Genomic DNA, 21,293 nt, shown 5'->3' on the forward strand with positions numbered 1-21,293 from the left:
CAATCCGCGCCGTCGGCCCTCGCCCTTTTTTTCATACCCTCAAGACGATCCGCCCCGTGATCAGGAGGCCCCCATGCCCAGCGATTTGACACCCCAGACACCGGACGCACAGCTGGCACCGGGCACCGTGCCCGAGGCGTATATGGACCGCACAACCGAGCGTTTCATGACCATGCCCGTCGCCGTGCGCGCCGTGACGCTGATCATGTCCGCCATCGGCGTGGCGACAGCGGTGGTCTATATCTTCGGCCTCTACCCGCTGCTCGACCTGACCTATTATTTCATCCTGATGGCCATGTTCCTGCCGATGGCCTTTCTGCTGCTGCCCGCTTACGGGCGCGAAAACGGCGTGACATGGGCCAGCTATCTGCCCGCGCTGGCGATCTTTGGCCTGACGATCTTCATGGCCTATGTCAGCCGCTCGCTGGTGATGCAGACCTGGGTTCCCGTCGCCTATACGTGGCAACTGGTAGTCGCGGCGTGCATTTTCGTGCTGATCCTTGACGCCGCGCGGCGCTCGGGCGGCTATATCTTCCTGTTCATCGTGGCGTTTCTGGCGCTCTATCCGGTGTTTGCCGAATACATGCCCGGCATCCTGTGGGCGCCGCCGACCTCGCTGTCGCGCACCCTGGCGTTCAACGTCTATTCGGGCGATGCGATGCTGGGTGTCGTCACCCGCGTGGTGGGTGAACTGATCATCGGCTTTCTGATCCTTGCCGCGTTGCTGGTGGCCACGGGTGCCGCCGATTTCTTCCTGAAACTGGCGATGGCCATGATGGGTCAGGCGCGCGGCGGTCCGGCAAAGGTCAGCGTGCTGGCCAGCGGCTTTTTCGGCAGCCTCAGCGGCTCGATCTTTGGCAATGTGGTCTCGACCGGCTCGGTCACCATCCCCAGCATGAAACGCGCCGGCTTCCCGGCCCATTATGCCGGTGCGCTTGAGGCCTGCGCCTCGACCGGCGGAATGCTGATGCCGCCGGTGATGGGGGCTGTCGCCTTCATCATGGCCGATTTCACCAACACCGAATACAGCGTCATCGTTGTCGCCGCGATCATCCCCAGCCTGCTCTATTACTTCGGCCTCTACATGCATGTGGACGGCTATGCCGTGCGCCATAACCTCAAGGGGCTGGAGAAATCCGAGCTGCCCAAGCTCTGGCCGACGATCAAGGAAGGCTGGCCTTTCCTGCTGGTGCTGGCCTTCCTTGTCTGGGGTCTGGTCTTCATGCGCTGGGAGCGTCTGACGCCCTTCTATGCCTCGGCCCTGCTGCTGGCGCTGACCTTTGTGAACCCGCGCCTGCGGATCCGGCTGAACCGGGTGCCCGAGCTGTTCTTCCAGATCAGCAAGCTGCTCAGCCAGACCATCGCGCTGTTGCTGCCGACCAGCTTCATTCTGGGCGGTCTGATGGCCACCGGCGTCGCCCCGGTCATCGCCGCCAGTCTGGTGCGGATGGGCGGGGATTCGGTGGTGCCTGTGCTGGCCATCGGCGTCGCGGTCTGCATCATCTTCGGCATGCTGGGCATGATCGTCGCGGCCTATCTGATGCTGGCCCTGACCCTTGCCCCGGCGCTGGAGCAGATCGCGGGCCTCAACACCCTCGCGATCCACCTGTTCATCGCCTATTACGCCACGCTCGCCGCGATCACCCCGCCGGTCGCGCTGGCCGCGTTCCTGGCGTCGCGAATAAGCGACAGTGACCCGCTCAAGACCAGCATGCATGCGGCAAGGCTGGGGATCGTGCTGTACTTCGTGCCGATCTTCTTCCTGTTCGAGCCTGCGCTGATCTTCCAGGGCCCGCTCTATCTGACGGCGATCTGGCTGGTGTTGAACGTGATCGCGATCATCGTCATCGCCGGGGCGTCCGAGGGACAGCTGGCCTTCTTCGGCCGACTGCGCACCTGGACCCGGCTGCCCATTCTGGCCACCGGGCTGCTGATCGGCTTCCCCGAATGGTCCAGCACCGTGGTCGGTTTCGTGATCCTCGCAGCCCTGCTGGCGCTGCGCCCGGCCCCCATCCCCGCGCCGTCCGAACCGCAGCGCGCCTGACCTTCAAGGAGTATTTCCATGACCCTGTCCGTCACCCAGATCCACAAACACTTTGTCGGCGAAGCCACCGGCGTCGATCTGTCCAAACCGCTGAGCGCAGCCGATGTGGATGCGATCAACGCCGCGATGAACCAATACGGCGTGCTGGTGTTCCACAACCAGCCGCTGACCCAGACGCAGCAGCTGGATCTGGCCAAATCCTTTGGCCCGCTGGACATCGGCTTCAAGCGGGTGAAAAAGCAGGCCGACCGGATGGAACATGTCGAGCTGGCTGACATCTCAAACGTCAGCGCCGACGGCGCGCCGGTCGAACGCACGGACCGCAAGCTGGTCAGCAACATCGCCAACCAGCTTTGGCATTCAGACAGCTCGTTCCAGAAACCCGCCGCGCGCTATTCGATGCTGGCGGCGGTGCGGGTGCCCGAGGAAGGCGGCAACACCGAATTTGCCGACCTGCGCGCGGCCTATGATGCGCTGCCGGACGCCATGAAGGCCGAGATCGACGGGCTGCAAGCCGAGCATTTCGCGCTGCACTCGCGCTTTCTGCTGGGCGATACCGAATACACCGACGAGCAAAAGGCGATGATGCCACCGGTGACGTGGCCCTTGGTGCGCACCCATGCCGGATCAGGGCGCAAGGCCTTGTTCGGCGGGGTGCATGCCTGTGCGATCGAGGGGATGACGCTGGCCGAGGGGCGCATGTTGCTGCTCGACTTGCTGGAACACGCGACGCAGCCCGAGTTCGTCTATGCCCACAAATGGGCACCCAACGATCTGGTCATCTGGGACAACCGCTGCATGCTGCACCGGGGCCGCCGGTTCGACGTCACCAAACCGCGCGAGCTGCGCCGGGCGACGACGCTGGACGTGGAGCCGTCCGAGATGGACATGGCGGGCTGATTAAGTTCCCCAAGGCGCGCAAAGCGCCTTGGGGGTTCGTGTCTGGGATCAGAAGAAACCCAGCTTGTTGGGGTTGTAGCTGACCAGCATGTTCTTGGTCTGCTGGTAGTGGTCCAGCATCATCTTGTGCGTCTCACGCCCGATGCCCGACTGTTTGTAGCCGCCAAAGGCCGCATGCGCCGGATAGGCGTGGTAGTTGTTCACCCAGACGCGCCCGGCCTCGATGGCCCGGCCAAAGCGGTAGGCGCGGGTGCCGTCGCGGGTCCAGACACCAGCGCCCAGCCCGTACATCGTGTCATTGGCAATCGCCAGCGCCTCGGCCTCGTCCTTGAAGGTGGTCACCGACACGACCGGGCCAAAGATTTCCTCTTGGAACACGCGCATCTTGTTGTGGCCCTTCAGGATCGTCGGCTGGATATAGAACCCGTTCGACAACTCGCCGTCAAAGGACGCCGCCGCGCCGCCGGCCAGAACCTCGGCCCCTTCCTCGACACCGATCTGCAGATAGGACAGGATCTTGTCCTGCTGCGCCCGGCTCGCCTGCGCGCCGACCATGGTGTCGGGCAGGCGCGGGTCGCCCTGCTTGATCGCCTTCACCCGGGCAATGGCGCGGGCGATGAACTCCTCGTAAATATCTTCCTGGATCAGCGCGCGCGAGGGGCTGGTGCAGACCTCGCCCTGGTTAAAGGCGAACAGCACGAAACCCTCGACCGCCTTGTCCAGAAACGCGTCATCCTGCGCCATCACATCGGAAAAGAAGATGTTGGGCGACTTGCCGCCCAGTTCCAGCGTGACCGGGATCAGGTTGACCGTCGCGGCCTCCATGATCTTGCGGCCCGTCGCGGTCGAACCGGTAAAGGCGATCTTGGCGATCCGGCCTGAGCGCGCCAGCGCGTCGCCCGCCTCGGCCCCGAAACCGTTGACGATGTTGAGCACACCGGCGGGCAGCAGGTCGGCGATGAGTTCGACCAGCACCATGATCGCGGCGGGGGTCTGCTCGGCAGGCTTCATGACGATGCAGTTGCCCGCCGCCAGCGCCGGGGCCAGTTTCCACGCCGCCATCAGGATCGAGAAGTTCCACGGGATGATCTGGCCGACAACGCCCAGCGGCTCGTGAAAGTGATAGGCCACGGTGTCGGCGTCGATCTCGGACATGGTGCCTTCCTGACTGCGCAGGACGCCGGCGAAGTAGCGGAAGTGATCGACCGACAGCGGAATGTCAGCCGCCATCGTTTCGCGGATCGGCTTGCCGTTGTCCCAGGTCTCGGCCGTGGCGATCAGCGCGAGGTTTTCCTCGATCCGGTCGGCAATCTTGAGCAGGATGTTCGAGCGTTCCGTGGCCGAGGTCTTGCCCCAACCCTCTTTCGCCGCATGCGCCGCGTCCAGCGCCAGCGCGATATCGGCGGCGTCCGAGCGAGCGACTTCGCAGACCACGGCGCCGCTGATCGGCGTCACGTTGTCGAAATAGCGCCCGTTGACCGGGGCCACGAAGTGCCCGCCGATGAAGTTGTCGTAGCGCGATTTGAAGGGCGACGCGAAGCGGCTTTCAGCCTGAGTCATCTCGTTCATGGTATTTCCTCCTGAAACACCGGGCTCCCCCGCCCGGACTGCACACAGGCTGTCAGCAGGGGGGCCGAGTCGTCAGGGGGGTGCAGAGGAACGCAGCGACAAGGCGTCTCAGAACTGAGACACTTCGCGCGGGTTATTCGCCGATGCTCAGGCGTTTCATCCGCCGATAGAGCGTGGCGCGGCCCACGCCCAGCGCGCGCGCCGCCTCGGTCACATTGCCCTGCGCACGGCTCAACGCACGGATGACCGCCGCGCGCTCGGCGCGCTCAAAGCCGGTCGGGCCATCCTCACGGCCAAACAGGTCCGACGCCGGGCGCGGTTTCAGCGCGCCGCTGAGTTCCAGACGGAACGCCCGCCGCGCGCCGCGCGTGGCACCGATCACCAGATCATCGGCATCCACGGCAATCAGCATCGCCGCATCGGCCTCATCTGTCCCCGCCACGACAATGCGCGCGCCGGGATAGGACGCACGGAAATAATCCGCCTCGATCGCCCGCGCGGTCTGCGTGACCATCGCCGCGATCAGCCGGTTGTAGCCCGCCGTCTGATCGGCGCGGGCCGAGGACACGTCGAGCGCCGCCAGCACGCGGCCGTCGGGGCCAAAGATCGGCGCGTCCATGCAGCTCATACCGATGTTGCGGGCGAAGAAATGCTCGTCGCGGTGGATGATCACCTGCGTTTTCTCGGCCAGACAAGTGCCGATACCGTTGGTCCCCTCGTGCGCCTCGCTCCAGTCCGCGCCCAGCGCCAGCCCCCAGCTTTGGAACACCGCCGCATCCGAGTCCGAGCAGCGCTGTTCCAGCACGATCCCGTCCGCGTCGGTCAAGAGCACCCCGCAGCCCGAGCTGCCGACAAGGCCGAACAGCTGATCCAGCTTGGGACGCGATACGTTAAGGAAGCTGTCGAGCTGCGCCCTGCGGGCGGTCAGCGCATCGGTGCCGACCCTGCGGGCTTCGCGATGCTCGGCCGGATCGAGCCCGTGGTGCTGGACCGAACGATGCCACGACGCTGCCAGCGCCGACCGCGCGGCGGCCGAGCCTGAACTGACCGATTCCAGAACCCGGTCGATATGGTGACTGTGGCGTGAAATGGCGGCCCCTCCTGCGCGGCACGATACCTGCGCCCGGATCACCGGACAATCGCGCTTAGCGTGCGCGACTGGCGTGCTTTGGTCGCATAGGGGGGCCGAAGGCAGCCTGCCACGGCGGCTTTTCCCTTATTATAAACGCTCAGACCGCCCGATTGGGTGCATTTGCATCATAGGCCACCCGTCCGAATCATGGTCTCGTAACAGTCAAATAACAAAAACAACCGGGAGACAGACGATGACCACCAGACTGGCCGGATACGCCGCCGCAGCGGCGCTTACCCTTGCAACCCCCGCCTTTGCCCAAGACATCCTGATCGGCATCCCCACCGCGCAGTCCAGCGTCGTCGGCGTGGCCGACCATGCCGACTGGCTGAACGGCGCGCAGATGGCGATTGACGACATCAACGCAGAGGGCGGCGTCAACGGGCGCATGCTGCGCGCCGAGGTGGTCGATATCGACCTGCTCTCGCCCGAGGGCACCGTGGGCGCGTTTCAGGCCCTGAACGCGCGCGGCGTCAGCGCGATTGCCTCGGCCTTCGTGATCATCCCGCAGCCCGCGATGGATGCTGCCGCTGCCAGCGGCGTACCCTATATGCACGGCAACACCTCGCTTTCGTCGGTCGAACTGGTCGCCCAGAACCCCGAGCGGTATCGCAACATCTTCATGATCGACCCTGACGAGACGTGGTACGGCTACGGCTTTATCCGTTATCTGGACCAGCTTGAGGCCAGCGGCCAATGGAGCCCGGCCAACCACCGCATCCACATCGTGCAAGAGCAGATCGCCTATACACAGGTGATCAGTCAGGCCGCCCAGCGCGCCATCGCGGAATCGGATGGCCGGTGGGAGCTGGCCGAGGTGACCGACATCCAGTTCCCCGTGCAGGACTGGACCCCGGTGATCAACGCGCTCAAGGACGAGGGCGCGGGCGTGATCTTTGTCAGCCACTGGATCGCCGCCGAGCTGGCCGCCTTTGCCCAGCAATTCGCCTATGACCCCACGCCCGACTCGCTGGTCTATCTGCAATATGGCCCCAGCCAACCCGAATTCCTGGACCTTGCGCGCGGCGCGGGTGAGGGGATGATCTGGGGTACGGTCCTGGGCACCCCGCGTACCGAGGAAGGCATGGCCTTCCGCGACGCCTATATGGCGCTGCATGGCGAGAACATGGGCGAGGTCTATCCGGCCTCGGGCTATGACACGATCCAGATGCTGGCTGAAGTCTGGCGCACCACCGACCCCGCCGATTTCGACGCCGTGGGTCAGGCGATCCGCCACCTCAGCTATCAGGGCCTTGCGGGCACCTATACTTTCGACCGCGACCAGCAGCGCCCGCTGAACTACCCGTGGGAAACCGATGTCATGGCCGAGGGCATCCCGCATCTGATCTATCAGGTGCAGGACAACCACCACACGATCATCCTGCCCGCCGAACTGGCCGAGGCCGAGTACCAGACCCCGCACTGGGCTGAGTGATCCTGCCCGGCGGGTGGCCCGGTGCCACCCGCCGACCCCTTCCCGTCCTCTGATCAAGAGACGCCATGTCCCCCCCTTCTTCCATCTTCGCCTGCGAAGGCGTGAGCCTTGCGCTGGGCGGTCGTCAGATCCTCAAGGATGTCGGCCTGCACGTCAGCCGCGGCGAGGTTCTGGGCCTGATCGGTCCCAATGGCGCGGGCAAGACCTCGCTGTTTGAGGTGCTCTCGGGCCGTTATGTCGCGCAATCGGGTCGCGTGGTGCTGGATGGCACGGATGTCACCAGACAAGACATCGTGCGCCGCTCGCGCCGGGGTCTGGCGCGCACCTTTCAAAGCCCCGTCGTGCCCTCGGCCCTGACCGTGGGCGAAACCTTCCGCGCCGCGCGCATGGCCTACCTGCCCTTCCGCTCTCGGCACGAGGCCGAATGGGCCGCCCGGCTGGTCAATCTGACCGTACCGTGGAGCCGCCCGGCGGGCAGTCTGGACACCTTCGACCGGCGCAAGCTGCTGCTCGCCTGCCTGTTGATGAGACGGCCCAAGGTCTTGCTGATGGACGAGCCCGCCTCGGGCCTGATCAACACCGAAATCGACGAGCTGGACCTGCTGCTGCGCACGCTGGTCGATGAATACCATCTGGCGGTGATCGTCATCGAGCACCGGCTGGAACTGCTGGAAGCACTGGCGGACCGCGTGACCGTGCTCAATCTGGGCGAAGTCATCGCCGAAGGCACGCCGCAGGGCGTCTTTGCCGACCCCGCCGTGCGCGCCGCCTATTTCGAGGGGACGGGATGACCCTGCTCAAGATCACCGACCTGTCCGCAGGCTATGGCCCGCTGCGCGTGCTGCACGAGATCAACCTGACCGTGGAACGCGGCGAGCGGCTGGCGATTGTCGGGCTGAACGGCCACGGCAAGACCACGCTCTTTCGCGCCATCACCCATCTGGTCGGCTGGCAACGCGGCTCGATCCTGTTCGACGGGGTTGAGATCGGCGGCCAGCGCAGCCTTGGCGAAGGCCGCAAGACCCCCGGCATCGTGCGCCTTGGCGTGGCGATGACCCCGCAGGGCGACGCGATCTTTCCCGGCCTGACCGTGCGCCAACACCTCGATTGCGGGGCGTGGTCCAAGCAGGCGTGGCGCGAACGGGCGAAACGGCGCGAGGCGATCTTCGATCTGTTCCCGCCCCTGCGCAAACTGGAAAACACCACCGTCGGCACCCTGTCGGGCGGTGAGCGGCGCATGGTCAGCGTCGGCCGCGCCCTGATGACCGAAGCACGGCTCTATCTGATCGACGAGCCGTCGTTGGGCCTGGCCCCTGTCATCAGCCAGCGCGTCATCGCCGCGCTGCGTGAGATCGACGTGAAAGACGGGGCCATCATTATCGCCGAGCAGAACGTGACGCTGCTGGACGGACAGGTCGACCGGATGATCGGCATGCACGCCGGTCGTCTGCGCGGCGATGTCGGACATGTGGAGCTGGGCTGATGGATGCTGCGCTGATCGTTTACGCCCTGAACCTGAGCGCGATCTACGCGCTGATGGCGATCGGGATTTCGCTGCTCTGGTCCTCGATCGGGATGCTGAACATGGCCCATGGCGCGACCTTCGCCGTGGCCGGATACGGCACGCTGGTGCTGGGCAACGCGCTGTTGCCGCTGGTCGAGGCGGTGTTTGACGGCTGGGCCATCCTGCCACTGCTGAAAATGACCGTGCTGCTGCTGTCCGGTGTCACGGTTGGCGCGCTGTTTGGCGGGCTGATCTATCTGCTGGGCTTCCTGCCGATCCACGACAAGGCCAACTTCCCGGTGCGCGGGATGATCGTCACGCTGGCGATCAACCTTGCCACGGTGCAGGCGCTCTTGTGGTGGTTCGGCCCCCGGCAACAGGCGCTGCCCAATGTGTTTGGCTTTGGCCGCCTGAACCTGTTCGGCATCCCGCTGCGCTATGATCAGGCGATGACCATCGGTGCCACCGTGGTGCTCTTGGGCGTGGTGCTGGCGTGGCTGCGGCTCAGCCGCAAGGGGCTGGAGATCCGCGCCATGATGCAGAACGCCGAGGGCGCGGCGCTGTCGGGGATCTCGGTCCGCCGCACGGCGCTGCCGGTAGTGGCGGTGACGGGTGCCATGGCGGGCGCGGCGGCGGTGCTGCTCTCGCAGACCGTCTATGTCAGCCCCGGCGCAGGCGCGATGCCGCTGATCAAGGGCATGATCATCGCGCTCTTGGGCGGTCTTGGGTCCGTGCCCGGTGCGGCGATTGCCGCGCTGTTGGTCGGCACGCTTGAGGCCGTCACCGGGGCGATCCCCTTCCTTGGCCAGCGGATGGTGCTGGTGGTGCAGTTCGGCTTCATCATCACCGTTCTGATCATCCGCCCGCGCGGTATCGGCGGCCTGTTGAGCGAGACGCGCAAATGACCCAACCCATCGCTCCTGTCTTTCACCGCGTCGGCAACCGGCGGCATGAATTCACCCTTGCTCCCGATGGCAACCGCGACTGGCACCGGGGCCGCGTGCCGGGCCTGAGCCGTCACTGGCTGAAATGGCGCGGCGGTTATAACCCCAAGACCCTGCAACGCGAGCGGCGGCTGGCCGACAAGCGGCCCCTGTGGTGGCTGATCGGTCTGGGCGGGCTGGCCTGCGCCGCGCCGATGCTGCCCGACACGCTGCTGCAGGTCGCCGTGGTCTTCTGCGTCTTTGCCGCGATCAATGTGATCTGGACCTTGATCATTGGTGCTGCGGGCATCCTGTCGCTCGCGACCATGGCCGTGGTGGGTCTGGCCGGTTATGCCGCTGCCGCTGCGAATGTGTATCTCGGCGTGCCCTGGCCCTTGATGTTCGCGGTGGGGGCCTTTGTCGGGCTGGTGGTCGGCGGGCTGCTCGCCCTGCCCTCGACCCGCATCGACGGGCTCTATTACGCCCTGCTCACCATCGGCGTGGCCGAGATTTGCCGTGTCTCCATCAGCCAGATCCGTGCGCTGGCGCCGCAGAACTCGTCGATCAACAACGTCGGCTCGTTCATCCCGCAGGACTGGTATCTGCAACGCCCAGGTCTGCTGCTGGGCTTTGCCACCGCCTTCGTGCTCTTGTTGCTGGCGCTGCTGCTGTTCCGGGTCATCAACTCGGAACGGCTGGGCCTGCAACTGCAAGCGGCGCGCGAGGATGAGGATTTCTCGGAAGCCGTCGGCATCGATTATCGCCGCGCGCGGCTGCATGTGTTCCTGATCTCATCCGCCGCGCTGGGCTTTGTCGGCGCGTATTACGCGATGCTCTACCGCTCGATCAGCCTGAACGTCTTCTCGCTGGATCAGCTTTTGCTGATGTTCGCCATGATCGTCATCGGCGGCATGGGCCGGGCCGAGGGCGCGGTGATCGGCACCGCCATCGTCGTCGTCATCGACCGCGCGCTGATCGACCTGGGGCCTTTGCGTATCATCCTGATTGCGGCGGTGATGATCGCCGTCACGCTTACCACACATCACGGTCTGGCCGATGTGCGCAGCCAGTTCCGGGGCTGGCGCCACCGGATCCGGTCCGAACGCCGCGCCGCCAGCACCCGCAAGGGAGGGGAAGTCATGCCCGAAGAAGCCACCGAGATCGCTGACAAGCAACTGATCGCCTATCGCCGCTTTGACCGCCGCCTGCGCGACCGGCTCAAGGAGATGGTCACGCCCGAACTGATCGAACAGCACCGGTCAGCGCCGCTGGGTCCGCATTCCGACGCGCTGGCCCGCGTGCTGAACTATTTCCGCCGCGGCGAGATGCCCGACAAATACGCCATCCTGCAAGAGGGCGACGCGGGCGCGTGGCGCTACAGCGTGATGGCGCTGTCGGGTGAGCCGGGCAAACCGCCGCGCGTGGTCGATGACCGCGTCTATGAAACCCGCGACGAGGCGTATCACGCCGTCTTCCTGCTGCGGGTCAACGATCTGTTGGAAAGCTGAGACCATGGCAAAGCACCGCATCTTTGGATATTGCACCCCGTGGTCGGTCAAACCCGGCGAGGCGATGCGCTTCATGATCTCGGGCGAGGGGGTCGAGGAAGCCGACGCCATGCTGGTCCGCCTGATCCATGGCGACGAGAACCCCGACGGCCCCGGATTCATCGAAGAGGAAATTCCGGGTGCGGTGACCGAGCGGCTGCATGTGCGCCGCCAGTTCACCCAGAAAGGTGCCTACGCGACCGTTCCGGGCCTGGAAACGCATGACGTGGCCGATGGCAGCTTCACCCTTGCCGCGTTCATCTGCCCCACCGCGCCGGGCAAGCAACGCCAGACCCTGCTGGGGCGCTGGGACATTTCCGGCTCGCAGGGCTGGGCGCTGGGGCTGAACCCTGAGGGGCATGTCGAGTTCTGGGTCGGCAATGGCAAGGATGTTGACCAAGTCACCGCCGAAGTGCCGGTGATCCCCAAAACCTGGTACTTCGTCGCCGCCACCTGGGACGCCAAAACCAAACGCGCGCGGCTGATCCAGCTGGGCCGGGTCGGGCGCTATAATGGGCATCTGGGGCCGGTGGTGCCCTATGATTACAACAGCATCACCGACGCCCCCCTGCGCGTCACGCCCAAGGCGGCGGTGGCCGAGGCACCGTTCCTGTGGGCCGGGGCCAGCGACTGGAACGACCGGCGCGGGCGGTTTGTCTCGACGCTCTATAACGGCAAGATCGACCGCACGGGCCTGTGGAACCGGGTGCTGGACGACGACGCGTTGCACGCGATTGCGGATGGCGGGGCGTTCCCCGTGGACGGCGCGGTGGCGCTGTGGGACACTACGCTGGGCTACACCGACACCGGCATCGGCGACACGATCGTGGACACCGGCCCCCACGCCCTGCACGCCGAGGGCGTCAACCGACCGGTGCGCGGCATGACCGGCTGGAACTGGCAGGGCCGCGACGATTGCTATCGCCTCAACCCCGGCCAATACGGCGGCGTGCATTTCCACGACGACGCGATGACCGATTGCCGCTGGGAGCCGACGATTGAGTGGACCGTGCCGCAGGGTCTGAAAAGCGGCGTCTACGCGCTGCGCCTGACCACCGCCGGGGCCGAGGATCACGTCCCCTTCTTCGTGCGCGCTGTCACCCCCAAGGCACCCATCGCGGTCTTGATGTCCACCTTCACCTACCTCGCCTATGCCAACGAGCATCTGGCCTATGAAGCCCCCATCGCGCAGGCGATCACCGCGCACACGCCGATCCTGACCACGCGCGATGTGGAATTCGTCAAGCTGAACGAGTTCGGCCTGTCCACCTATGACCACCATTCCGACGGCGCGGGTTGCTGCTATTCCAGCCATCTGCGCCCGATCCTGAACATCCGCCCGCGCTATCGCAGCTCGGCGATGGGGATGCCCTGGGCGCTACCCGCCGATCTGTCGCTGATCTGGTGGCTGGAGAGTTCGGGCTATGACTATGAAATCCTGACCGACCACGACCTGCATGCCGAGGGCGTCGCGGCGCTGAAGCCTTATAATGTCGTGCTGAACTGCACCCACCCGGAATACTATTCCGAACGGATGCTCGACGCGACCGAAGAGTATCTGACCAGCGGCGGGCGGGTGATCTATGCGGGCGGGAACGGGTATTACTGGGTGTCCGGGCTGCGTGAGGGTGAGCCGGAAATCATGGAAGTCCGCAAGCTCGACACCGGATCGCGGGCGTGGCAGGCCGAGGCGGGCGAGGGGTATCTGGCCTCGACCGGCGAACGCTCGGGCCTCTGGCGCTCGCGCGGGCGGGCCCCGCAGAAGATCGTCGGCATCGGCTTTACGGCTGAGGGGATGGACCATTCCACCCATTTCGAGCGGATGCCCGACAGCTTCCACAAGCGCGTTGACTGGATGTTCGAGGGGATCGGCGCTGAGGAGAAGATCGGCACCGCCGGTCTGGGCCTCGGTGGCGCGGCGGGGATCGAGATCGACCGCTACGACCTGTCGCTGGGCACCCCGCCGCACACCATGCTGCTGGGCATGGCCGACGGGTTTTCCGACAACTACCCGCTGGTTAGCGAAGAGATCACCTATGCCTTCCCAGGCCGCGGCGGCACGCAAGATCCGCAGGTGCGCGCCGACATCACCTATTTCAGCACCCGTGACAACGGCGCCTGTCTGGGCATCGGATCAATCGCCTGGTCGATGGCGCTGCCGATCAACCACGGGCAGAACCCGGTCGCGCGCTTCATGAAGAACGTGGTCGATGCCTTTGCGCGCCCCGGCCCGCTGCCCGGCGGGGCCTTTGTCGGAGAGGAAAAGCTGTGGCGTTGACTCAAAGCACGGGGCCGCTCTACGCTGTGGGTTCACCCGATTGCCCAGGGGGCCAGCCTTTGCGCGAAGGCACGGAACTGCAGGCGTTCAGCCGCTTTGTCGGCGCATTGCACGAGGTGCGGCGCGGCATGGATGGCCCAGCTTTGCTGGATTGGGCGGCGGGGGAATTGTCGGGCATCGTCGGCTTTGACGCGGCATGGCTGGGCTGGGCCGATACCGTCCCGCCCGAGGTCGATATCATCGGCACCACCATGCACAACCTGCCCGCCGATTACGTCGCCTTCTGGAGCGAGATCCGCAACGACGACCTGCTCGCCGCCGATGTCCAATCAATGAAATCCACCGGCCGGTTCTGGGCACAATACGACCGCGATGGGCCTCGCCAGTCGGACGGGATGATCGCGCTCGCCGACCGCTATGGGCTGCGCAAGCTGTCGGTGGTCACCCGCGCGCTGGACCCGCTGCGCCCGCAACTGTTCCTGTCGGCCTATCGCGGCGGCGCAGGCGCGCGCAGTCTGGTGCAACGCGAGCTGCAATTCCTGTCCTGCGCGCTGGACCACATGCAATCGGTGCTGGATCAGGAGGGGGCGCGCGATGGCAGCTTCCGTCTTCTGGTCGACGCGCGCGGTCGCCCGGTCGCGGGCAATGCCGCAGCGCTGACCCTGTGGTCGGGTTGGCAGGCCGAGCCCAAGAAGCGCGAACCGGCCGAGAGTTTCGACGATTTCCTTGAGACGCGCGGGTTCAATGTGCTGGCCTCGCCCACCGCCCTGAACGACGGTCACCAGCTGACCGAGCTGCGGCTGATGCCACGCCGGGTGGTGGATCGCTTCACCGCGCGCGAACGCGAGATTGCCGAGCTGATCGCCGAGGGCTTCACGCACAAGGAGATCGCGCGCGGACTGGGGCTGGCCCCGGCCACCGTGCGCAATCAGACGGCCCGCATCTATGAAAAGGCGGGCGTGTCCAGCCGGGCGGCGCTGACCCGTGCGATCCTGACCGATCAGGCCAGCCTGCAGGGCTGACGCCCTGCCCCTTCCCCACCATTTCCCCCTGCTGTCGGAGGCCCCATGACGACCGGATTCTATTTTGACGAGCTGTGCCTGTGGCACCAGCAAGGCGCGCACGCGATGATTCTGCCCGTCGGCGGCTGGGTGCAGCCCTCTGCCGCTGCCGGTCACCCGGAATCGCCCGACACCAAGCGCCGGCTCAAGGCGCTGATGGATGTGTCCGGCCTGACCGCAAAGCTGGACGTGCGCAGCGCCGCGCCCGCGACGCGCACCGATATGGAGCGCGTGCACAGCGCCGCGTATCTGGACCGGCTCAAGGCCACCAGTGACGCGGGCGGCGGCATGGCCGGGCCGGAAGCGCCCTTTGGCGCGGGCAGCTATGAGATTGCCGCCCTCTCGGCCGGGCTGGTCAAACAGGCCGTGCTTGATGTGCTGGCCGGGGTCCACGACCGCGCCTATGCGCTGTCGCGCCCGCCGGGGCATCACTGCATGCCCGAGCATGGCATGGGCTTCTGCCTGCTCGCCAACATCCCCCTCGCGCTTGAGGCCGCGCGGGCGCAGCACGGCGCGCTCAGGGTGGCGGTGGTGGACTGGGACGTCCACCACGGCAACGGGACCGAGGCGGCCTATATCGCGCGCGACGACACGCTGACCGTCTCGATCCACCAATACCATTGCTACCCGGCCTTCTCGGGCAAGGCCGACAACCGCGGCACCGGCGCGGGCGACGGGTATAACCTGAACATCGAACTGATGGCGGGGATGGGGCACCAGACCTATCTCGACAGCTTCGATCTGATCGTGGAACCCGCCCTGCGCGCCTATCAACCCGACCTGATCGTCATCGCCTGCGGCTATGACGCCAACGGCTTTGATCCGATGGCACGCATGCAGGCGCATTCCGAAACCTTCCGTGACATGACCCGGCGGGCGATGGCGCTTGCGGATGAGCTCTGCGGCGGCAAGCTGGTGGTGGTGCATGAGGGCGGCTATGCCGAAGCCATCGTGCCCTTCTGCGGGCTGGCGGTGATCGAGCAACTTTCAGGCCACCGGACCGAGGTGCAAGACCCCACGCTGCCGATGATCGAGGCCACCCAACCGGATGCCGACACCATCGCCTATCAGCGCGACCGGCTGGCCGCGCAGGCCAAAACGCTGGGGCTTGGCTGACACAGGCGCTGCACGAAAATCGGAAAATCAACCGGCGGTCGTTGACTTTCTGCACATGCGAACGATGTTACGCGTCCGGCCCATGCCCCGATTTCCGGGGCGGGCCCTTCCCATGACCAATTTTTCGCAGGTTTTCCGATGCGCGATCCGCTTTTCCGCATGGCCCTTTTGTTGGGTCTTTTGTCCGCTGTCGGACCATTCGCCATTGATATGTACCTGCCCGCGCTGCCGCAGGTAGCCGCTGATCTGGGCACAGACGAAGCCGGCGCAGGGCTGACCCTGACCGCCTATTTCCTCGTCTTCGGCGTGGCGCAGATGATCTATGGCCCGCTGGCCGATGCCATCGGCCGCAAGAAGCCGCTGATGATCGGCGTTGCGATCTTCTTTGTTGCCACGGTGCTCGCCGCCATGGCGCCCGACCTGTCCACGCTGGTCGCTGCCCGCGCCTTGCAGGCGCTCGGCGCTGCCACGCTGATGGCCGTCCCGCGCGCCGTGATCCGCGACATGGCCAGCGGCCCCGATGCCGCGCGGATGATGGCGGCGATCATGATCGTCATCTCGATCTCGCCGATGCTGGCACCGCTGACCGGCTCGATCGTGCTGGCCTTTGGCGGCTGGCGCGAGATCTTCATGGTGCTCGCCGTGGCCTCGGTGATCAGCCTGTTGCTGATCATCTTCGCCCTGCCCGAGACCCTGCCGGTCGCCGAGCGTCGCCCGGTGCGCGTCCGCGCCATGTTGGCCGGTTTCCGCCGGCTGCTGACAGACCGCTCGTTCATGGGCCTGACGATGATCGGCGGCTTCGGCATGGCCAGCTTCTTTGTGTTCCTCGCCACCGGCAGCTTTGTCTACACGCGCGAATTCGGCCTGTCGCCGACCGGCTTTTCGATCGCCTTCGCGATCAACGCCATCGGCTTCTTTGGTGCCTCGCAGCTGGCGGGTCGTTTCTCGGCCCGCTACGGCATGCAGCGCGTGATCGTGCTGGCGATCAGCGGCTTCATGGCGTCGACTGTGCTGCTGGCGATCGTCGCCTTTGCGGGTATGGCCTCGCTGCCCGTGGTGGTTGCGGGTCTGTTCATCGCCAACGCCTGCCTCGGGCTGGTGATCCCCACCGCCATGGTCATGGCGATGGACCCGCATCCCGATATCGCCGGGCTGGCCTCGTCGCTGGGCGGGACGATCCAGATGCTGACCGGCGGCGTGATGATCGTGATCACCGGGCTGTTGCTGGACAACTCGGCCATGGGCATGACGGCAGCCATCGCGCTGTGTGGCGTGATGGCCTTCGCCGCCGCCGCGCTGTCGCTGCCGATGCGGCGGCTAGCGGTCTAAACCAGCGCAGGATCTGGCAGACGGGCGAGAAATTCGCCCGTCCGCCGCAACCCTTCGCGCAGGATGTCGGGGTTGTTGGCGTAGCCGATGCGCAGCCAGCCCTCGACGCCCAGCGCCGAGCCGGGGGTGAACATCACCCCGGTGTCCTCCAGCAACGCAATGCAGAACTCACGCGAAGTCATCGGCGCGTCAAAGCGCACGAAGGCCGTCGTGCCCGAGGCCGGACGCACCCACTTTAGCCGCGGCTGGGTGTCGATCCAGTCGGACAGGATCTGCAGATTGCCCCGCGTGATCGCCTGCGCCCGCGTCAAAACCCGGTCCGCAGCTTCCAGCGCCAGTGTGGCGAAGTGGTCGTCGATCATGCCGACGCTGATCGTGTCATAGTCGCGGTGGATGGACACTTTGGCCAGCAGCTCTTGCGGTGCCACCACCCAGCCCAGCCGCAGCCCGGCCAACGAGAACGCCTTGGACATCCCCGCCGTGCTGATCCCCTTTTCATACAGATCCGCCATCGAGGCCGTTCGCCCGTCGCCGGTCTGATCGGTGCCGCGATACACCTCATCGCACAGCACCCATGCGCCGACCTCGCGCGCAATCCGGGCAATCTCTTGCAACATCTCGACCGGAATCAGCGCACCCGTGGGGTTGTTGGGATTGGTCAGCGCGATCAGCTTGGTGCCCGGCACCACCAGCGCCCGCAGGGCGTCCAGATCTGGCAGCCAGCCATCCTCGGCCCGCAGCGCCAGCTGGTGCACATCCGCGCCCAGACTGTCGGGGATCGAGTAATGCTGCTGATAGGTCGGCACCACGGCCACCACCCGGTCGCCCGGCCCGACCAGCGCCTTGTGCACCAGCATATTCGCCCCAATCGTCCCATGGGTGACGATCACGTTCTCGCGCTGCTGTTTCGCATAAAGCGCCCCAATCGCATCGCGCAGCCGGTCCGAGCCCTCAATCGCCCCATAGGTCATCTGCAACGGCAACAGCGCCGACAGATCGTCGCCATTCCGCCCGGTCAGTTCCAGCAGTTGCGCGATGGTCAGGCTTTCGACGCAGGTCTCGGCAAGGTTCAGATCGCAGCGGGTTTCCCACTCGTTCATCCAGATCTCAACGCCGAATGGTTGGATGTGCATCGCGTCCCTCCGTGCTCTCGTGCATGTCTTCGAACGCAGCATCACGCGGCCCGTTCAGCATTGCAAACGCTTTAGCCGGGCAGTCGGACCCTTTCCGCCGACAGCGGTTTGCGGCAAGCTGGCGGATATGATCGACAAGCTGGAAATGCTCATCGCCCTTGCCCGCGAGCGTCACTTCGGACGCGCGGCTGAGGCCTGCCATGTCACGCAGCCAACGCTGTCGTCGGGCATCAAGGCGCTGGAGCAAAGCCTGGGCGTGCAGCTGGTGCAGCGCGGCGCGCGGTATATTGGCCTGACGACCGAAGGCGAGCGCGTGCTGGCCCGCGCCAAGACCATCGTGGCCGAGGCGCGGGCGATGAAATCCGATGTGGCCGTGGCGCGCGAAGGTCTGTCGGGGACGCTGCGGCTGGGGGTGATCCCGACTGCGCTGTCCTCGATCCATGACCTGACCCGCCCGTTTCTGGCGGCGCATCCCGGCGTGCGGCTGCGCATCGTTTCACTCAACAGCCATGAGATCCTCGAACGCCTGACCGAGTTCGAGATCGACGCGGGCCTGAGCTATGCCGCTGTTGATGCGCCGCAGGACAAGCTGGCGGCGGATCGCTCGGTGCTGCTGTATGAGGAAAGCTATGCGCTGGTCACCTGCGCGCGCCCCGACCTGCCCGCCACATTGGCCTGGGAGGATCTCGGCGGGTATGAGCTGGGCCTGCTGACCACCGACATGCAGAACCGGCGGATCATCGACACCAATCTGGCACGCGCGGGCATCACCGTCTCACCGCGCATCGAGTCCAATTCGATCGTCGCGCTGATCAGCCATGTGACCGCGCCGCACCACGCCACCATCCTGCCCTCGCGCACCGCTGCCTTCTACGCCACCGGGCGCGAACTGGCCTGTATTCCGCTCACCGGCGGGGTCAGCGGCATCGCCACGGTCGCCTTTATCCTGCCGCCGGTGGGGCGGCGGACGCTGCTGCTGGATGCGTTTCTGAAGACTGTGAGTTAAGCCGTTTTGATAGACGCTCTCTATCAGATAACGGAATTCACAATTTGAAATTCAATCGCTTTGCCGCTACGCACGCGTGAATCGACCGGAGAAGCCATATGCCAGCCACACCAGCGTTCGGGGAAGCAGGGGTTGAGACCCTGCACCAGATCCTTGCCACCCATCGCGGGATGGAGGGCGCGCTGTTGCCGATCCTGCATGCGGTGCAAGCGGCCTTTGGCCATGTCCCCCAGGACGCCCTGCCGATCATCGCCAAGGACCAGAACATCAGCCGCGCCGAAGCGCATGGCGTGATGAGCTTTTACCACGATTTCCGCGAAAATCCGGCAGGCCGCACGGTGCTGAAACTCTGCCGGGCCGAGGCCTGTCAGGCCGTAGGGGCAGACGATCTGGCCGATCACGCGCGGGCGAAAACCGGGCTGGACTGGCACGAAACCTCAGCCGATGGCGCGCTGACGCTGGAACCGGTGTTCTGTCTGGGCCTGTGCGCCTGCGGTCCTGCCGCGATGGTCAACGGCAAACTGGTGGGCCGGGCTGATGCCGCCAAGCTGGACAAGATCCTTGAGGGGGCGCGCTGATGAAACTCTACGTCCCCCTCGACTCCGCCGCCGTAGCATTGGGTGCCGATGACGTCGCCGCCGCGATCAAGGCCGAAGCCGAAAAACGCGGCATCGCCGTCACCGTTGTGCGCAACGGCTCACGCGGGATGGTCTGGCTGGAGCCGCTGGTCGAGATGGTCACCGATGAGGGCCGTATCGCCTTTGGTCCGATGACGCCGGACGACGTGTCCGCGATTTTCGACGACGGCGAAAGCCATCCCAAATATCTGGGCCTGACCGCAGAACTGCCGTGGATGATCCGCCAGACCCGGCTGACCTTTGCCCGCGTCGGCGTGATCGACCCGCTGTCGCTGCACGAATACGAGCTGCACCACGGCCTGAAAGGCCTGCGCCGCGCGCTGGCGATGACGCCCGCCGAGGTGGTCAAGGAAGTCACCGACTCAGGCCTGCGGGGCCGGGGTGGTGCGGGGTTCCCGACCGGCATCAAGTGGAAGACGGTGCACGACGCGCCCGCCGCGCAGAAATACATCGTCTGCAACGCCGATGAGGGCGACAGCGCCACTTTTGCTGACCGCATGCTGATGGAGGGTGATCCGTTTACCCTGATCGAAGGCATGGCGATTGCCGGGATCGCAGTCGGCGCGACCAAGGGCTACATCTATACCCGCAGCGAATATCCCATCGCGATCAGCCAGTTCGAAGCCGCGATCCGCATCGCGCGTGACGCCGGCGTGCTGGGCGCAAGCGTGCTGGGGTCCGACTACGCCTTTGACATGGAGGTCCGCGTCGGCGCGGGCGCCTATGTCTGCGGCGAGGAAACCAGCCTGCTCAACTCGCTGGAAGGCAAGCGCGGCGTGGTGCGCGCCAAGCCGCCGCTGCCCGCGCTTGAGGGCTTCATGGGCAAGCCCACCGTGGTCAACAACGTGATCTCGCTGGCCTCGGTCCCGGTGATCATGGATCGCGGGGCGGCGTTCTACAAGAATTACGGCATGGGCCGCTCGCATGGCACCATGGCGCTGCAAATCGCCGGGAATGTGAAATACGGCGGGCTGTTCGAGACCGCCTTCGGCCTGTCCCTGGGTGAGATTGTCGAGGATATTGCCGGCGGCACGGCCTCGGGTCGGCCCGTCAAGGCGGTGCAGGTCGGCGGACCGCTGGGCGCGTGGTTCCCGCCCTCGCTGTTCGACACGCCCTTCACCTATGAGGATTTCGCCGCCAAGGACGGGCTGATCGGCCACGCCGGGCTGACCATCGCCGATGACCGCACCGACATGCTGAAAATGGCCCGCTTCGCGATGGAGTTCTGCGCCATCGAGAGCTGCGGCAAATGCACGCCCTGCCGCATCGGCGCGGTGCGCGGGGTGGAAACGCTGGACCGCGTGGCGGCGGGCGATGCCTCGGGCCTGCCGCTGCTGGCAGATCTGTGCAACACGATGAAATCGGGCTCGCTCTGCGCCTTGGGCGGCTTCACGCCCTATCCGGTGATGTCGGCGCTGACGCATTTCCCCGACGATTTCGCCCGCACCCGTGAGGCGGCGGAATGAGCGATACTGTCAAAGGCCCGGCCTCGTACTTTCCGTCGATCGAAAAGACCTATGGCAAGCCGATCGAGCACTGGCTGACCCTTGCCCGCGACGGGTTGAAGGACAAGCCGCACATGGCCGTCGTCGCCCTGCTCAAGACCGAGCATGGTCTGGGCCACGGGCACGCCAATGCCATCGTGGCCCACGCCAAAGCGCAGGGAGAGTGAGATGAC

The 21,293-nt window shown here is 65.6% G+C and carries 18 protein-coding genes; 15 read left to right on the forward strand and 3 right to left on the reverse strand.

Annotation, left to right across the window (positions count from 1 at the left end; translation table 11 throughout):
- Nucleotides 1-73 precede the first annotated feature (73 nt).
- Entirely contained in the window at nt 74-2,044 is a 1,971-nt protein-coding gene (locus EAE28_RS07775) for a TRAP transporter permease (RefSeq protein WP_127105253.1), read from the forward strand.
- Between the two features lie 18 nt (nt 2,045-2,062).
- Nucleotides 2,063-2,944, forward strand: coding sequence for a TauD/TfdA dioxygenase family protein (locus EAE28_RS07780; protein WP_127105254.1), 882 nt, complete (start codon nt 2,063-2,065; stop codon nt 2,942-2,944).
- Between the two features lie 48 nt (nt 2,945-2,992).
- Here the strand turns inward: EAE28_RS07780 and adh are convergent, their stop codons facing one another.
- Nucleotides 2,993-4,513: an aldehyde dehydrogenase gene (gene adh, locus EAE28_RS07785; protein ID WP_127105255.1), complete on the reverse strand. Its 1,521-nt coding sequence runs from the start codon at nt 4,511-4,513 to the stop codon at nt 2,993-2,995.
- A 133-nt stretch (nt 4,514-4,646) separates the two neighbouring features.
- On the reverse strand, nt 4,647-5,645 hold the full coding sequence (locus tag EAE28_RS07790; RefSeq protein ID WP_425466763.1) for a helix-turn-helix domain-containing protein: 999 nt from the start codon (nt 5,643-5,645) through the stop codon (nt 4,647-4,649).
- 193 nt (nt 5,646-5,838) lie between these two features.
- Between EAE28_RS07790 and EAE28_RS07795 the strand changes: the two genes are divergently transcribed.
- The 9 genes from EAE28_RS07795 to EAE28_RS07835 all read left to right on the forward strand — a co-directional run bounded on the left by EAE28_RS07795 (nt 5,839) and on the right by EAE28_RS07835 (nt 16,838).
- Entirely contained in the window at nt 5,839-7,080 is a 1,242-nt protein-coding gene (locus EAE28_RS07795) for an ABC transporter substrate-binding protein (protein WP_164736575.1), read from the forward strand.
- Between the two features lie 65 nt (nt 7,081-7,145).
- Nucleotides 7,146-7,871 carry an ABC transporter ATP-binding protein gene (locus EAE28_RS07800; RefSeq protein ID WP_127105257.1) on the forward strand — a complete coding sequence of 242 codons (726 nt, stop codon included), beginning with the start codon at nt 7,146-7,148 and terminating at the stop codon, nt 7,869-7,871.
- Nucleotides 7,868-8,563, forward strand: coding sequence for an ABC transporter ATP-binding protein (locus EAE28_RS07805; protein WP_127105258.1), 696 nt, complete (start codon nt 7,868-7,870; stop codon nt 8,561-8,563). Before EAE28_RS07800 ends, EAE28_RS07805 begins: the two co-directional genes overlap by 4 nt.
- Complete coding sequence (locus EAE28_RS07810; protein ID WP_127105259.1) at nt 8,563-9,489, forward strand: branched-chain amino acid ABC transporter permease; 927 nt, start codon at nt 8,563-8,565, stop codon at nt 9,487-9,489. Before EAE28_RS07805 ends, EAE28_RS07810 begins: the two co-directional genes overlap by 1 nt.
- Nucleotides 9,486-11,015 carry a branched-chain amino acid ABC transporter permease gene (locus EAE28_RS07815; protein ID WP_127105260.1) on the forward strand — a complete coding sequence of 510 codons (1,530 nt, stop codon included), beginning with the start codon at nt 9,486-9,488 and terminating at the stop codon, nt 11,013-11,015. Before EAE28_RS07810 ends, EAE28_RS07815 begins: the two co-directional genes overlap by 4 nt.
- A gap of 4 nt (nt 11,016-11,019) precedes the next feature.
- A complete protein-coding gene (locus EAE28_RS07820; RefSeq protein ID WP_127105261.1) occupies nt 11,020-13,332 on the forward strand; it encodes a LamG domain-containing protein in 2,313 nt (770 codons plus the stop codon).
- 59 nt (nt 13,333-13,391) lie between these two features.
- Nucleotides 13,392-14,354, forward strand: a complete 963-nt coding sequence (locus tag EAE28_RS07825; RefSeq protein WP_127105262.1) for a helix-turn-helix transcriptional regulator — start codon at nt 13,392-13,394, stop codon at nt 14,352-14,354.
- Between the two features lie 45 nt (nt 14,355-14,399).
- On the forward strand, nt 14,400-15,509 hold the full coding sequence (locus EAE28_RS07830) for a class II histone deacetylase (protein WP_127105263.1): 1,110 nt from the start codon (nt 14,400-14,402) through the stop codon (nt 15,507-15,509).
- Nucleotides 15,510-15,647: 138 nt separating this feature from the next.
- A complete protein-coding gene (locus EAE28_RS07835) occupies nt 15,648-16,838 on the forward strand; it encodes a multidrug effflux MFS transporter (RefSeq protein ID WP_127105264.1) in 1,191 nt (396 codons plus the stop codon).
- Here EAE28_RS07835 and EAE28_RS07840 read toward each other — a convergent pair.
- Complete coding sequence (locus EAE28_RS07840; protein WP_127105265.1) at nt 16,835-17,971, reverse strand: aminotransferase; 1,137 nt, start codon at nt 17,969-17,971, stop codon at nt 16,835-16,837. The two genes, EAE28_RS07835 and EAE28_RS07840, sit on opposite strands and share 4 nt — an antisense overlap.
- Nucleotides 17,972-18,098: 127 nt before the next feature.
- On the opposite strand from EAE28_RS07840, the gene EAE28_RS07845 reads away from it, so the two are divergent.
- From EAE28_RS07845 to EAE28_RS07860, 4 genes are all read left to right on the forward strand, one after another.
- Nucleotides 18,099-18,977 (forward strand): LysR family transcriptional regulator, encoded by an 879-nt coding sequence (locus EAE28_RS07845; protein ID WP_164736576.1) that lies wholly within the window; start codon nt 18,099-18,101, stop codon nt 18,975-18,977.
- 98 nt (nt 18,978-19,075) lie between these two features.
- Nucleotides 19,076-19,555, forward strand: a complete 480-nt coding sequence (locus EAE28_RS07850; protein ID WP_127105267.1) for a formate dehydrogenase subunit gamma — start codon at nt 19,076-19,078, stop codon at nt 19,553-19,555.
- Nucleotides 19,555-21,081 (forward strand): formate dehydrogenase beta subunit, encoded by a 1,527-nt coding sequence (locus EAE28_RS07855; RefSeq protein WP_127105268.1) that lies wholly within the window; start codon nt 19,555-19,557, stop codon nt 21,079-21,081. Before EAE28_RS07850 ends, EAE28_RS07855 begins: the two co-directional genes overlap by 1 nt.
- On the forward strand, nt 21,078-21,287 hold the full coding sequence (locus EAE28_RS07860; RefSeq protein ID WP_127105269.1) for a DUF4287 domain-containing protein: 210 nt from the start codon (nt 21,078-21,080) through the stop codon (nt 21,285-21,287). Before EAE28_RS07855 ends, EAE28_RS07860 begins: the two co-directional genes overlap by 4 nt.
- Nucleotides 21,288-21,293: the final 6 nt, after the last annotated feature.

This window comes from Pararhodobacter zhoushanensis (genome assembly GCF_003990445.1).
Classification (GTDB): Bacteria; Pseudomonadota; Alphaproteobacteria; order Rhodobacterales; family Rhodobacteraceae; genus Pararhodobacter; species Pararhodobacter zhoushanensis.